Annotated in this window: 14 protein-coding genes; 3 read left to right on the forward strand and 11 right to left on the reverse strand. The window is 47.8% G+C overall.

Annotated features, from left to right (window positions below):
• Window positions 1-163 precede the first annotated feature (163 nt).
• The 4 genes from MKY92_RS28360 to MKY92_RS28375 are packed head-to-tail and all read right to left on the reverse strand — an operon-like array spanning window position 164 to window position 3950.
• The gene (locus MKY92_RS28360; protein WP_339298415.1) at window positions 164-1237 is read right to left on the reverse strand and encodes an ABC transporter substrate-binding protein; all 1074 of its coding nucleotides are present in this window, start codon (window positions 1235-1237) and stop codon (window positions 164-166) included.
• Window positions 1234-2043 carry an ABC transporter permease gene (locus tag MKY92_RS28365; RefSeq protein ID WP_062836831.1) on the reverse strand — a complete coding sequence of 270 codons (810 nt, stop codon included), beginning with the start codon at window positions 2041-2043 and terminating at the stop codon, window positions 1234-1236. The genes MKY92_RS28360 and MKY92_RS28365 overlap by 4 nt, the downstream gene beginning before the upstream one ends.
• Complete coding sequence (locus tag MKY92_RS28370; RefSeq protein WP_017691799.1) at window positions 2018-2851, reverse strand: ABC transporter permease; 834 nt, start codon at window positions 2849-2851, stop codon at window positions 2018-2020. The genes MKY92_RS28365 and MKY92_RS28370 overlap by 26 nt, the downstream gene beginning before the upstream one ends.
• On the reverse strand, window positions 2841-3950 hold the full coding sequence (locus tag MKY92_RS28375; RefSeq protein WP_339298416.1) for an ABC transporter ATP-binding protein: 1110 nt from the start codon (window positions 3948-3950) through the stop codon (window positions 2841-2843). The genes MKY92_RS28370 and MKY92_RS28375 overlap by 11 nt, the downstream gene beginning before the upstream one ends.
• Before the next feature lie 256 nt (window positions 3951-4206).
• Here MKY92_RS28375 and MKY92_RS28380 point away from each other — a divergent pair, with 256 nt between their 5' ends.
• Entirely contained in the window at window positions 4207-5565 is a 1359-nt protein-coding gene (locus MKY92_RS28380; protein WP_339298417.1) for an MFS transporter, read from the forward strand.
• 50 nt (window positions 5566-5615) lie between these two features.
• Here the strand turns inward: MKY92_RS28380 and MKY92_RS28385 are convergent, their stop codons facing one another.
• From MKY92_RS28385 to MKY92_RS28395, 3 genes are all read right to left on the reverse strand, one after another.
• A complete protein-coding gene (locus MKY92_RS28385; protein ID WP_339301937.1) occupies window positions 5616-6827 on the reverse strand; it encodes a nitric oxide synthase oxygenase in 1212 nt (403 codons plus the stop codon).
• Between the two features lie 127 nt (window positions 6828-6954).
• On the reverse strand, window positions 6955-7434 hold the full coding sequence (locus MKY92_RS28390) for a DNA starvation/stationary phase protection protein (RefSeq protein WP_339298418.1): 480 nt from the start codon (window positions 7432-7434) through the stop codon (window positions 6955-6957).
• 400 nt (window positions 7435-7834) lie between these two features.
• Window positions 7835-8557, reverse strand: coding sequence for an HAD family hydrolase (locus MKY92_RS28395; RefSeq protein ID WP_339298419.1), 723 nt, complete (start codon window positions 8555-8557; stop codon window positions 7835-7837).
• A gap of 534 nt (window positions 8558-9091) precedes the next feature.
• Here MKY92_RS28395 and MKY92_RS28400 point away from each other — a divergent pair.
• Both MKY92_RS28400 and MKY92_RS28405 read left to right on the forward strand, forming a co-directional pair.
• A complete protein-coding gene (locus MKY92_RS28400; RefSeq protein ID WP_036612858.1) occupies window positions 9092-9523 on the forward strand; it encodes an SMI1/KNR4 family protein in 432 nt (143 codons plus the stop codon).
• 115 nt (window positions 9524-9638) lie between these two features.
• Window positions 9639-9827: a hypothetical protein gene (locus MKY92_RS28405; protein WP_145149558.1), complete on the forward strand. Its 189-nt coding sequence runs from the start codon at window positions 9639-9641 to the stop codon at window positions 9825-9827.
• Between the two features lie 93 nt (window positions 9828-9920).
• Here the strand turns inward: MKY92_RS28405 and MKY92_RS28410 are convergent, their stop codons facing one another.
• From MKY92_RS28410 to MKY92_RS28425, 4 genes are all read right to left on the reverse strand, one after another.
• Window positions 9921-11660: an adenine deaminase C-terminal domain-containing protein gene (locus MKY92_RS28410; protein ID WP_339298420.1), complete on the reverse strand. Its 1740-nt coding sequence runs from the start codon at window positions 11658-11660 to the stop codon at window positions 9921-9923.
• A 175-nt stretch (window positions 11661-11835) separates the two neighbouring features.
• Complete coding sequence (locus MKY92_RS28415; protein ID WP_339298421.1) at window positions 11836-12894, reverse strand: ABC transporter ATP-binding protein; 1059 nt, start codon at window positions 12892-12894, stop codon at window positions 11836-11838.
• Between the two features lie 18 nt (window positions 12895-12912).
• Window positions 12913-13704, reverse strand: coding sequence for an ABC transporter permease (locus MKY92_RS28420; RefSeq protein WP_017691790.1), 792 nt, complete (start codon window positions 13702-13704; stop codon window positions 12913-12915).
• A gap of 4 nt (window positions 13705-13708) precedes the next feature.
• Window positions 13709-14530 carry an ABC transporter permease gene (locus tag MKY92_RS28425; RefSeq protein WP_036612869.1) on the reverse strand — a complete coding sequence of 274 codons (822 nt, stop codon included), beginning with the start codon at window positions 14528-14530 and terminating at the stop codon, window positions 13709-13711.
• Window positions 14531-14778: the final 248 nt, after the last annotated feature.

The following is a 14778-nucleotide window of genomic DNA, read 5'->3' on the forward strand; positions in this document are numbered from 1 at the left end:
CCCTCCGTTAACTTGTGATCTTAAATGTTCATCTTATATGGCACTTCAAGCGCTATTGCTCTGAAGTAATAAAAAAGGGGTGCTGCTCGTCATCAATTGATATGACGAGCAACACCCCTATATTTTTTTCAGATCTAACGAACTGTACATACGCTATTGGCGGTTATTTGCTGTGCATTTTAAACTCCAGGAACAGGTCGTTATAATGCGAGAGCATTTTTTTACCCAGATTATCGTAGACCTCCAGCTTACCTGTCAGTGTCTCGTCTGGATAAAAGCGCTCATCCTCCGAGATGTCTTCTGGCAGTAGCTTAAGTGCCTCGGCGTTCGGTGTGGAATACCCGACATACTCCGCATTGCGAGCGGCATGATCCGGGTCCAGCATGAAGTTGATAAACTGGTGTGCTCCTTCAATATTACTCGCCGTCTTCGGGATAACCATGTTATCGAACCAGAGGTTTGAGCCTTCTTCTGGCACCATATAATCTAGCTTGTCGTTCTCATCCATAATCTCGGACGCATCCCCGGACCATACGAGCCCAACGGCTGCTTCCTCATTCGCGAGCAACATCTTGATCTCGTCTCCGACAATCGCTCTCACGTTAGGTGTCAATGTAGACAGCTTCTTCAGCGCTTCTTGCAGATGATCTTCGTTGGTATCGTTCAGGGAATACCCTAGACCGTTGAGACCCATACCAATGACTTCGCGTGCACCGTCAAGGAGCAGGATTTGATTTTTCAGACGTGGGTCCCACAGGTCATTCCAGCTATCAAACGTCAACCCATCCACCAGTTCGGGATTGAACACAACCCCCACTGTTCCCCAGAAATAAGGGATCGAGTACTTGTTGCCTTCGTCAAAGGACAAGTCCAAGAACCGCGGATCGATGTTGCTCAGGTTAGTCAATTTGCTGTGATCAATTGGAACGAGCAGGTCTTCCTCTTTCATTTTGCTAATCGCATATTCAGAAGGAATTGCCACATCAAACGTGGTTCCCCCCTGCTCAATCTTGGTCAGCATCGCTTCATTGGAGTCAAACGTCTGATAGATAACCTTAATACCTGTCTCATCCTCAAACTCCTTAAGCAGATCCGGGTCGATATAATCGCCCCAGTTATAGATGGTCAGCGTGTTGCCGCCAGAATACCCCTGACTCTTGTTCAGATACGAAGCCAGGATCATCAGGGCAAACGCGGCCACAAAAACAATCGCAAATGTCCGTACCAGTTGCTTCATGGTCGCAGCCCCTTTCCTCCGGGTGGTATCCGTGTTGCTCGGCGGTTAATGAAGTAATATCCGACCACCAACAGAACCGTGAGCAGGAATAACAGGGTAGACAAAGCATTGATGGACAACGAAACGCCCTGCCTTGCTCTAGAGTATATCTCTACCGAGAGTGTGGAGTATCCATTACCTGTGACAAAGAATGTTACTGCAAAATCATCGAGTGAGTACGTCAAAGCCATGAAGAATCCGGCAAAAATACCTGGTTTCACGTATGGCAACACCACACGCGTCAGAATCTGCCATGATCCAGCGCCCAGATCGCGTGCCGCATCCATCAATGTTGGGCTCATCTCTTGCAGCTTTGGCAGCACCATGATCACGACAATGGGTACACTGAACGCAATATGAGACAGCAAGACCGAAGTGAAGCCCAGTTTGATGCCAATCATGGTGAACAAGATCAGGAACGATGCACCAATGATGACATCGGGACTAACGATGAGCACGTTATTGAGTGACAGCAGCGTATTTTTGGTCCGTTTGCGACGCACATGGTAGATCGCCAGTGCTCCTGCTACACCAAGGATCGTGGAGATCGCTGATGACAGGAGCGCAATGATAAATGTATTCAGCACAATGATGAGCAGCCGAGTATCGGCGAACACCTCTCTGTACCATTCAAGCGTGAATCCTTCGAAGCTGCGCATATGCCCGCCACTATTGAAGGAATAGAAGATCAGATACGCAATCGGTGCGTACAATATGGCGAATACAACGGCTAGATAGACGTTAGACAGCTTTCCGTTTCTTCCCATTACGCACCTCCTTCTTGCCTGATCCAGTCAGGAACATAATAATCGCCATCGCAATAATCAAAAAGACGGCAATCGTAGACCCCATCCCCCAGTCCTGGGTGACGAGAAAATGCTGTTCAATCGCTGTTCCCAGCGTAATTACACGGTTCCCCGCAATGAGGCGAGTAATCATGAACAGGGACAGCGCAGGAATAAATACAGCCTGACAGCCTGATTTCACACCGCTAATCGTCAGCGGAAAGATAACCCGGCGGAAGGTCAGCCACGATGAAGCACCCAGATCCCGCGCTGCGTAGATCAATGATGGATTCATCTCTTCCAGCGCATTGAAGATCGGCAGGATCATGAATGGAATGAAGATGTACACCGAGACAAAGATAAAGCTGAAGTCGGTGAACAAGATCTGCTGTGTACCAATACCCACGACTTCAAGCAGGGAGTTGGTCAGACCGTACGTTCCGAACAGGCCGATGAAGGCATACGCTTTTAGCAAAAGATTGATCCAACTTGGCAGAATGATCAGCAGCAGCCATAGCTGCTTGTGCTTCGTCCGGGTAAGCATATACGCCGTCGGGTAGGAGATTAACAGCGAGAAGGCCGTAATCAGAAATGCATACCAGAACGAACTGAGCGTCATCTGCAAGTACACAGGTGTGAAGAACCGGGCGTAGTTGCCAAACGTGAAGTTGCCTTCGACGTCGAAGAACGAGTAATAGATGACCAGCAGAACCGGCGCCACAACGAACAACACCATCCATAATACATATGGAATCAGATACGCATTGCGTGTGCTGGCCTTAGTCTGCATGAACGGCCTCTTGATAGGCTTCGAGTCGCTTGTCGAACTCTTCCTCGGTCTCGTTAAAGCGCATGACGTGTACCGCTTCCGGGTCAAAATAGAGTCCAATCCGCGCGCCTACAACGGCTTTCTTGGTTGAATGAACAAGCCACTCATTGCCCGCATCGTCGTACGTGGATATCTCGTAATGCACCCCACGGAATAACTGGGAGTCCACATTAACCTTGAGCTTGCCTTGGTCTTCCGTTGTAATCTCCAGATCCTCTGGACGAATGACAATCTCTACCGGCTCGTCCCGCTGGAGACCCTGATCGACACACTCGTGCTGTGCGCCAGCGAATTCCACCACAAAGTCCTGCTTCATTTTGCCGGATACAATGTTCGATTCCCCGATAAAGTCCGCCACAAAGCGGTTAATCGGCTCATCATAGATATCATTCGGTGTACCGCTCTGTTGAATCACGCCGCCATTCAGGACAAAAATCTCGTCGGACATCGCTAGAGCCTCTTCCTGATCATGCGTAACAAAGATAAACGTGATGCCTAGTCGTTGTTGCAGCTCCCGCAGCTCATACTGCATTTCGGTCCGCAGCTTCAGATCGAGTGCTGACAAAGGCTCGTCCAGTAGCAGAATTTCAGGTTCGTTCACAATGGCACGTGCAATCGCGACACGTTGCCGTTGTCCGCCAGACATTTCACCAATTTCACGGTTTTCATACCCGGACAGATTGACGAATTTGAGGGCTTCCAACACTTTGCTGCGAATTTCAGCCGTTTTCATTTTTTTGATCCGCAAACCAAAAGCCACGTTCTCAAATACATTCAAATGTGGAAATAACGCGTAATCCTGAAATACGGTATTCACCTGCCGCTGGTGGGCAGGCACTCGGTTGATAAGCGCACCATTAAAATAAATACTGCCCTGTGTCGGCTCCGCAAAACCGGCAATCAGCCGCAATATCGTTGTTTTCCCGCACCCTGACGGGCCAAGAAGCGTATAAAATTTACCCCGCTCAATCTCAAAGCTGACTGCCTTCAATACGGCTTCATCCTGATCGTATTGCTGAGTCACCGCTTCGAAGCGGATAATCGGTTGTTGTTCTGACATGCTTCACATCGCCCCCTTATACTTGAGGTACATCTTAAGTCTGTACACTTTCGTCCATGTTTCCTTATTGATAACCCATCTATTATATATGATTCAGGTATATCCGCAATGGTTTTGATGTAAACACCACGTGTCATTTCTTCTTATTTTCATAAATCCTGCATACATTACGGGTATATGTCGATATCTACGCATTTATTTGGAAAAATAAAGCATATTAAGGATTCCATTTTATGTGTGAGAGGAGTCTTGGCTCTTGGAAATTCGTCGTAACCTGCCTTTGCTAATGACCATTTGTTTCCTAAGTCAGATGGGCGGATTCATGATCCTGCCCCTATTTCCTTTGTTTATTGAGGAATTCGGCCTGTCCGGCTGGATGATGGGGGTTATTTTTGCACTTTTTTATGTGGGGAAAGTAATTGGTGGCATTCCTGCAGCGGCAATTTATAGAAAACTCGGAGGAAAAAAGGCGCTCATCCTCATGCTGATCCTGTTGGCAGTCTGTATGGGTGGCTTCGCGCTGTCTACTTCTGCGGTGTTATTCGGCCTGCTCCGGCTGCTGCAAGGGCTCGCTTCCACGGGCCTTACCGTGGTCGTACGTTCCATCATCGGGGATGGGGGCAATGTAGACAACCGCGGCCTGTACAATGGATATATCAGCAGCAGTGAGGGCGGCGGTATGGTACTCGGTCCCGTCATTAGTGGCTGGCTGGCTATGCATTGGCCGCTGTCGGTTCCTTTTTTGCTCGTTACCGTATGTTGTCTGATGGCCGTGGTTGCTGCGATGGGGATGAAAACGACGGCACAAGCTAGAGCTACTCATGGATCTGAGGATACATTAAGTGATCACCTATTAGAAGATCCTTCGGCTACTGTGACACAAGAACCTATCGACAAATCATCACATTCGCCACTCTCCACGGATAACGTTGTTGTAGGTTCCACCATCAGTGAATCCCACCCTTTTGCTGCATCCACTGAACCTCCTCCTTTATCTTCATCACCGTCTGACGCAAAGCATACTCAAGGTTTATCTACAAGGCTCACACAGCGGCAGCAGCTTGTCGGCTACGGTACGGTACATTTTCTGGAAATGAGCGCCTACGCGGTATTCCTCACCTATTTCGCACTGTATGCAGCTCACATCATGCATTGGGACCCATTTGCCACCAGTCTCGCCTTCACCGTCTCCGGGATCTCTACGCTTGCCGCTGCTCCCTTTGTTGGTTATCTCTCTGACCGGATGGGCGATCGCCTGTTGCTTTGCATGCTCGGCATGTTCCTGATTGGAATCGAAGTTGTTGTATTTCTAAGCACGTCCTCCCATCTATGGGTCTACGTTGGCATGTTGATTGGCGGGGTTGGCGGTGCATGTTACATGGATTCGTTCTTTGCTCATATTGGTGATCATATCCCGGACGAGAGTCGAAGTTCTGTCATAGGCAAAATTGTCTCTGCGGCCGAGATCGGCTCCATCGTATCTCCACTGGTTGCTGCGTTACTTACGGTAGTTGGATCGCTTTACTCCGTGTTTGTGTTCAACCTGGTGCTGATTGCTGCTGCCATTATAGTTCAGGCCGTGATGCGCAGTCGGTATCGATTGAAAGAGGCGTAGTCCTTTGTTTTATAAAAAAAGGATTACAAAAAATAACCCGCCTGCACAATTTAATGTGCAAACGGGCATTTCATTGGCGCATCTCCGGCCTGTGGCTGGGGATGCTCTACCTGTGCATTCTGCTGCTCACTGCTTCGCAGTTCTGCGGCAGATGCCACGCCATCTTTCAGGGTATACGCCTGATCCTGATGGAAAAAGTTCGGCTTCACAATCTCATTGCGATACGAGCTGTGGAAAATATGCGTCGTCGCAGGAGATACTGGCGGAATCAGCCACACCCAATCCCCGGTCAGCTCACGCCCAGCCTTCTCTTCCCGCTGTTCAAACATCGCAAATTGCGTTGCCGCCGTGTGGTGATCCACAATGCTCACACCTGCTTTTTTAAACGAATGCAGCACAGCCACATTCAGTTCCACCAAAGCCCGGTCCTTCCATAATGTCGTTTCACTTGACGTATTCAATCCAAATGCTGCCGCCACCGCAGGCAGCTTGTTATACCGGAACGTGTCCGCCAGATTACGGGCACCAATCTCGGTACCCATATACCATCCATTAAACGGCGCTGCCGGGTAGGATATACCGCCAATCTCCAGACGCATATCGGCGATCATCGGCACACCATACCAACGCATACCCAGCTCAGCAATTTCCTTCTGCTCCGGGTGCTCAATCATCACTTCCACAATCTCTTCTTCGGGTATAACATACCACTCTGGCGCTTGTCCTTGTGCCTGAATAATGAGTGGTAACACATCATAAGAGCCACCTGCTCCTTGCCAGCCAAGGGACATGGCCACCTTGGTCAACTCCACGGAAGCAGGATCGCCAATAATGCCTTGCTCTGTCTCATATCCTGCATAACGAATAAGCTGATGATTCCAGACACGTACCGGAGCTCCATTCGGTCCATCCGGAGGAAGGATCGTAATCATCGGAATGACCTTGCCTCCGTTGGATGCCACATGAATATGATTCAACACAGCATCCGCTGCCGTTCCTGCCGTATTGGCATGACGGGCATCCACAATTCGCAATTTATCCCAGAACAGCCGCCCGATGCAACGGTTGCTGTTCCGCCAGGCCATTTTGCAACCTTGCTCCAATTCTTCTGTGGTATGCACATAAGTACCTGTTGCTTCGATCTCGCCCATAACGGCAACAAGCCGGGCCTGCGCGTCTTCACGCGAATGGCCCAGCTCTTCATAACATGTATATATAAACCGTTCAGCTTCTTCCTGCAATTGTTCCAGGTCTGACCGCATCATTCATTCCACCATTCTGTACATCTTGAATGCCATCATTATACGGCAAGCGCACTGGATTTGTAAGCGAACGGGCACTTTGTTCACGGACTCTACATATCGTTGTCAGGATGAAGGGTAACCTTGCTTATTTGCCCAGAAATGCGTTTAACATCCAGACCTCTTTATCCAGCGCAGCGGTGAATCCAATTAACATATCTTCCGTTGCGTTATCTTCTGCTTCTCCCGCTTCGTGAATGCCTTGATGAATCACTTCTACCATTGTACGCAGATCAGCAACCACCGACTCTACCATACGCTCAGCAGACAACTGACCTTGTGCCTCTTCAATTGGAGACAGACGCAGTTGTTCAGCCATTGTAGCCACCGGACTTCCACCAATAGCCAGCAAACGCTCTGCAACTTCGTCCATATTCGCCGTAGCCAAGTTGTACAACTCTTCGAATTTGGCATGTAGTGTGAAGAAATGAGGTCCTTGGACATACCAGTGGAAGTTATGAAGTTTCGTGTACAATATGGACCAACCTGCGATCTGACGGTTCAGAACCTCTTGAAGTGCTGTGGCGTTGTTAGCAAAAGTGTTGTTTCTAGTTTGAATTGTGCTCATGGAATTTATCCCCTCTCGAATATAAAAATAGAATTTGAATGATTGTTATGGACTACTTTGATTCGTTCATTTTAATTTAGACTTAATCTAAATCTTGTTTTAATTATAACACCGTATATCCCATTTGGGAAGGCATTTGCCCTGTCTTGTACATGAAGATTCCATGAAGTACAGCTTCATCCTATATCATTATAAAAAGTGGAGTTACACTGCCCACTCGGCTGATTAATGAGGGTGTGTAGTACTGCCTGCACCAGATCCCACCTTATATTTATACCTTTAATTACGCTCACATACTGCGAATATTCTCACAGTGCAAATAACGTAAAAACAGCCCTTCATCTCCGCGAGATGATAGGACTGCATGAACCCACCTGTACAATTTTATTGCTTAACAAACTCAAAAAGTCAGGATACGACTGATCTCTTCATAGCTCGATGCTACAAAATGAGGTTGATGATCGGACTCCGGCAACGCCTCCCGATGGTTGAACCAGATGACTGTCCAGCCTGCATCCACTGCACCTACCACATCATTACGCCACGAGTCTCCGATGTAATAGCTGGAACGGGCATCTGTCCCGGACTGCTTACTCACATATTCAAACAACCTGCGATCCGGCTTCGCATAACCAGTTGTACCGGAGATGAAAATCAGATGCTCGTCTACGAGACTGAGCACATCCAATGCTTCAAGCTTACGCCGCTGATGCTCCCCTTCTCCATTGGTGATTAGACCAACGGTATGGCCTTCTGCCTGAAGCCTTCTGATTAACCCATACGCTCCTTCAAAAGGCACAATCTCAAACTGTCTACTCAGATACTGTGCTTGTAGTTCTTCAGCCTGTCCCGATAGTAGGGGGAGTCCGAACTCTTCCATCGTCAACTCAAACCTCCGATGGCGCATTCGCTCCACCGCATCTGGTTCTGGCACAGCGGACAGATCTTCTTGTGCAGACAGCCAGTCACTATAATATCGAAAACGATGATAGGCCTTAGCATAAGGGAAATTATCCGGCAGGCCGAGAACGTCCTGCAACGCGCCACGAAGTGGCTGCAAGTGATCATATAACGTATCATCCACGTCGAAAAATATGGTTTTAGTATTATTTTTTTCATTCATAATGGTTGTCTATCCTCCTGCTTTTGAGTCCATACATTCTCTTCTTACTACTATATAGTTATTCCTTTTCCCCGTCCAAGGAGGAGCTTACTCTTTATGTTACAGCTTCGGGTCCAGAGCAACACCAATAGCAATCCTTGATTCTGATGCTCAGACAGCCATGTCGTTGAAACTATGTTAAAATAAGGATCATTAACTTAGAGGTGATGCTTATTCTTAATCCAAATATCTTCTTCTATTAGTTGTGTATGAGGTCATGGCTTCTCTAGCCAAATCTAACCTTGCACAACGGGGATGAAGATGTTTACACTACAAAATAGTAAGAAGTTCGTTGATCCAAGAAAAGAGTCACTGAAAGATCACCGCAAAGGAATCAAGAGCACTCATTTCAACAAAGAAAGCAAACCGAATCGAAAGCACGATTATCATCAAAATCAGTAGCCTTTTTAGTTAAGAAGGACTTCTTTTTTCAATCAATTACATACCGTTTCATTCGTTACTGATAGTTAGAATATATCGAGGAGGCCTTTATTCATGTGGAAAGAGCATCTTCATAGCATTTCGAAGGAGTATACGTTCAGTCCCCCTGCATCTGGTGATGACATTGCAAAGGTGGAAGACTCCTTACAGGTTACGCTCCCTCGTGAATTAAAAGAAATATTGCTCGAAACCAATGGAGTCAGAGCTATTTACGATTTGGGACTTATCTGGTCAGAAGATCGAATTAAGAATGAAAACAGACATTACCGGGATGACCACTCCCAAGATTATTATATGCCCTTTGATCACCTGCTCTTCTTCGGGGAAAGTGGAATTGGGGATTTATTTGCTTTTCCTGTGACAGGGGATGGAACGTGTAGAGATGACGTGTTTGTGTGGAATCATGAAAATGACAGCCGAAAATGGGTCGCACCTTCAGTGTCCAAATATTTGGAGTGGACTTTAGAAGGCAAAATAAAAATTTAATTTACGGACTAACGGACCCTAATCTTCGATGAATAATTAGATAATTTTGTATTTCCATTTAATGAATATTATATTAATGAACACATTACAAATGAATAAAAGGTGGAATGAACTTATGAGTACATCAGAAAAGAAATGTCATGATTGCGGAGGAACATCTTTCGTAGAAGCATCGGATTACATCAACCTTCGTCCATTGGATAAGAAAATGACTCTCGGTGTGGAAAAAATGTACACGGTTTGTCTGGATTGCGGCGAAGTTGTTTCCATTAAAGTGAAGAACCCAGAAAAGTTGCTAAAATAATAATTCCAATAAGCACAGACAAAAACACCCTAGCTCACAATTGTGAAATAGGGTGTTTTTTCATGTGCATCACGACATATGTGTCTATCACACTTAAACAATCAACGATACAACCTTACCTGCATTCACATCAATCAAGCCATGGTCCGTAATCTTCAGTGCCGGACTTACCGCAAGAGAGTGAGTGCTGATCGACATGATCGGATTGTAATGTACATACCCAAGAGACAACATTGCTGCTCTCAGCTCCTTCACTTGATGGGACACCACTGCAAGTGGTTCTTCCGTCAAAATGCCACCTACGGGAAGTTCCAGATGGGACAGCACCTTGCCATCTTCCACCACACAGAACCCACCCTGGCTCGAAATCACTGTGTTAGCTGCCAATATCATATCTTCACGATTACGTCCTACAACCAGCAGGTTGTGATTGTCGTGTGAGTATGTCGTTGCAATGGCGCCGCGCTTGATGGTGTCTCCACCGATCAGGCCATGTGCACGATTGCCGTTCACGCCATAACGTTCAAAGGTCGCGATCTGCGCATATCCACTTTCTTCCCACTGCAATTCGCCATCTGAGGACTGAACGGATGCAATATGCTCTTCCACAAAAGTAGAACCATCCTTGACCATCATGACACGGCATTGGTATTCACCTTCACCAGCGAGATCAACCCCTGATCCACTGACTTTCGGATCTGACAATTGAATTGCAAAATCTGCTACGCCCAGCTTCTCCAACTGTACGCTCTTATAGAAGTGAGGCGGGAATTGCCCGATGATCCGTTCCTGCTTATACGGTTCGTAATCGTCATAAGCTTTGCGGCCATTTTTGTACACCTGATCAATGGAGAGATCATGCAAGTTGGATACCAACACATAATCGGCCACTTTGCCTGGGGCAATGCTGCCACGATCGGTCATTTTCATACGGGAAGAAGGGGTAGACGTTGCTGCGTAGATCGCATCTTCCGGACGCATCCCCATCTGAATTGCCTTACGTACGATATGATCCAGATGACCACGCTCCACCAGTGAATCCGGCATCACATCATCCGTGACGAAGCAGAAGTGCTGTGCCACATCATGTTGAATCAGATACTCCATGACTTCCGGGGTCATTGATTTCTCCTGAATTTCAATAAACATGCCTGCCGCAATCCGCGCCTGTAATCCCTCAATGCTCTGATGGGTATGATCGGAATCGATACCTGCGTAGATCAGTCGATGCAGATCAAGTCCAAGCAGTTTCGGTGTATGTCCTTCGATCACGAGATCGGGATAGTTTTTGCGAATATGCTGTAAAATTCGGTTGGTCTTGCACTCCGGATCACGGATGACATCGACATAGTTCATGATCTCGCCCAGACAGATGATCTCGCCAGTGGCGAGCAGCACGTCCATATCTTCGATTTCAATCGAACCGCCTGTCGTCTCCATCGGGGTTGCCGGAACGGAACTTGGAATCGCATAGAACATGTCGACCGTCGTCTCCCGACTCGCAGCCATCATCTCCTGCACACCCTCCAGCCCAAATACATTCGCCATCTCATGCGGTTCTGCGACAATGGACGTTACCCCGCAGCCAATCAAGCCATGAGAAAAGGTTTCCGGTGTCACCATTGTACTTTCGATATGCAGATGGATATCAATCAAACCAGGAATCATGTATCTTCCTCGCGCATCAATGACTTCGTCTGCCTGAATCATCTCCGGTCCGCCGGGTCCAACGTATAGGAATCTGCCGTTCAACACAGCGACGTTGTTCATTTGAAACCGTTTATAATAACTGTTATACACATGTACATTCACAATCAGTTGATCTGCACGCATGGGGCATAATCTCCTTCTTCACAAGCATTTCACCACGATCCGAACCGGACAATGAACCTGCACTTTAATCTGCTATGCTGCACATGACTGCGCACCACCGCCATCGTCCGGAATCATCGCATGAGTTGCCTTCTTTACTGCTCTTATTTCCTCAAGCTACTCCCTACATTCACGACTACTCTACCAATACAAGCTTGTCCTGTGGGAAAATCAGGCTAACACGCTGCCCGCTAAGGTAAGGTGTTTCCATCTCCTGATTGGCTGTAAAATCACCAAGCTCCGTCTCAACCACATACTGATAGCTGCGTCCCAGATACGTACTGACTTTGATAATCCCTGGCAAAGCGTTCACCACATCCGCAGAGGTGTCTCCACTAACAATCAGATCATCCGGGCGAATCGCACCCTTACGTGCCCCGGGACGAGCTGTTCCAGGATGGGCTGTTGCTGTGAACGTGCGTCCCCCTGCATGCAATGTGATGACTTCACCTGCATCAATACGATCGGCAAATTCAATGAAATTATGGAACCCGATAAACCGTGCGACAAACTCCGTTGCCGGATATTTAAAAATCGTTTCCGGGCGGTCAAGCTGCTCGACCACACCTTTGTTCATGATGGCTACCTGATCCGAGATCGAGAAGCACTCTTCCTGGTCATGAGAGACATATAGCGTTGTAATGCCCAGCTCTTGCTGAATCCGGCGAATCTCGACCCGCATGTTCAGGCGCAGATTGGCATCCAGGTTACTGAGCGGTTCGTCGAACAAGAGCAGGTCAGGCTCAATGACCAATGCGCGGGCAATCGCCACACGCTGACGCTGTCCACCAGACAGTTCTTGTGGAAAACGTTTCTCAAATCCATTCAGGTTAACGACTTCCAGGATTCGCATCACACGGGAAGAGATATCCTTGTCTTTTACCTTACGCATCCGCAGGCCAAAGGCCACGTTGTCATAGACAGACAGATGCGGGAATAATGCATAACTCTGAAATACAAATCCGAAGTTCCGCTTGTTCGCCGGAACCTTCGTATAATCCTTGCCGCCAAACATAAACTTGCCCTGTGATGCTTCCAGAAATCCGGCGATGAGGCGCAGCGTAGTTGTTTTGCCGCAACCGCTCGGTCCGAGCAGGGAGAGCAGTTTACCTTTTTCCAGCTCCAACTGAAAATCCTTCAGGATTGTCTGCTTATCGTATGCCACGGATACGTGGTCTAATGTCAGCAATGCCATAGCGTTCTGCGCCTCCAATTAACGTTTAGTAAAGTATGAAAATCCGCCCATGATCCGTTCGATCACGAACATTAAGAGTCCGGTCAGTACCATCAATAGCACGGAAATCGCTGCAATCGTTGGGTCAAAATAATTCTCCACATACGTCAGCATCTGGATCGGTAATGTGCTTACCCCTGGTCCGGTCATGAACACCGAGATGTCCACGTTGTTGAAGGACTCCAGGAAGGCAATCAGCACGGCAGCGATAATGCCTGAGCGGATGTTGGGAAGCACGATTGTGAAGAACGTTCTTACCCGTCCCGCACCAAGACTTAGCGCAGCTTCCTCCACCGCAAAGTCAAAGCTCGACAGACTCGACGCGATAACCCGAATGATGAATGGAAGCATGATAATCGTATGACCAATCAACAATCCGAGGTACATCGGCAGATGGTAGATTACGATCAGGTATTTCATCAATGTAAAACCAAGCACGATTCCCGGGATGAGTACCGGCGACAGGAACAATGCGTTCAGCACGGATTTGCCTTTGAAATCGTAACGACTAAGTGCATACGCAGCCGGAACTCCGAGTACCAGCGCCAACAGGTTCCCCAGCAGGGAAATGATGATGGACGTCTGGAATGTGCGGAGAAAACCGCCTGTGTTGAAAATATTCTCATACCAGCGGAAGGAGAACCCTTCCGGCGGAAATTTGAGTACCGTTCCCGGTTCAAACGAAGTGACCGATATGATCAGAAGCGGGCCCAGCAGAAAGATAAAGACCAGCAGACTGAACAGGCCCAGCCCGATATGTTTCTCCCGCATATGTCTACCCCTTCGGATTTAAAGTTTTGGCCATTTTGTTCATGACACCGACCACGACAAATGTAATCACAATCATAATCGCGGCAACAACCGAGGCCAGATACCAGTCGTTGAGGGTCATGGCGTTCTGATACAGGAACGTAGCAATTACACGCTGTTTCCCTCCAAGGAGGGCAGGTGTGGTATACGCCGTCAGGCTTCCGACAAAGACAAGCACGGCTCCGATCACAAGTCCTGGCACAGCCAGCGGGAATACAACCCGGCGGAATGCCGTAATGCGCGATGCGCCCAGACTTTGCGCTGCCTTGAGCAGATCACCGTCAATGTTCTCCAGCACGCCCACCAGAGAGATAATCATCAATGGCAGGAACAGATGCGTCAGACCGATCATCATCGCTGCTGGCGTGTACAGAATATCCAATGGCTTGTCCACGATCCCCAGACCAACAAGGGTGTTGTTGATCAGTCCTTTGCGTCCAAGGATGATCATCCAGCTAAACGAACGCACGACCGGGCTGGTCAGCAGTGGGAAGATCGCCAGTGCCAGCAAAATGCCTTTACGGCGCGGCGCTTTCTGCGAAATATAATAAGCTGTCGGGAATCCGAGCACCACACAGACGATGGTGGTGACCACGCTGACTTGCAGCGTCGTAAGCAGTATTTTCAAAAAGTATGGGTCTCTGAAAAAATGCATGTATCCTTCAAACGTGAAGGAGTTTTCTTGGAAAAACGTCGACCCGATCGTCAGGACAATCGGAATGATCATAAATGCCGCCAAAAACACAAATCCCGGCAGCAATAGCCAGTAGATTACTGATTTTTTCATCGCCATACTCCTGACTTGTAAAATGGTTTTATTCACACGTTTCACTGGCGCACATTTCAAAAAATATCCACGTTCATTGCATCAGCCGTTCCGGTTACGAATCGTTCTTACGATCGCTGTTATCCTTGGATTTTCTTGATCTCCTTCTTAATAGAAGGAAAAATCCAAGGATAAAGGCGAACGCTTCGCTTCTTAAGAATCGATTTCGTCCCCTACACTACCAGCGCAATACGTAAGGATTAATTTTC

Source organism: Paenibacillus sp. FSL R5-0623, assembly GCF_037974265.1.
Lineage (GTDB): Bacteria > Bacillota > Bacilli > Paenibacillales > Paenibacillaceae > Paenibacillus.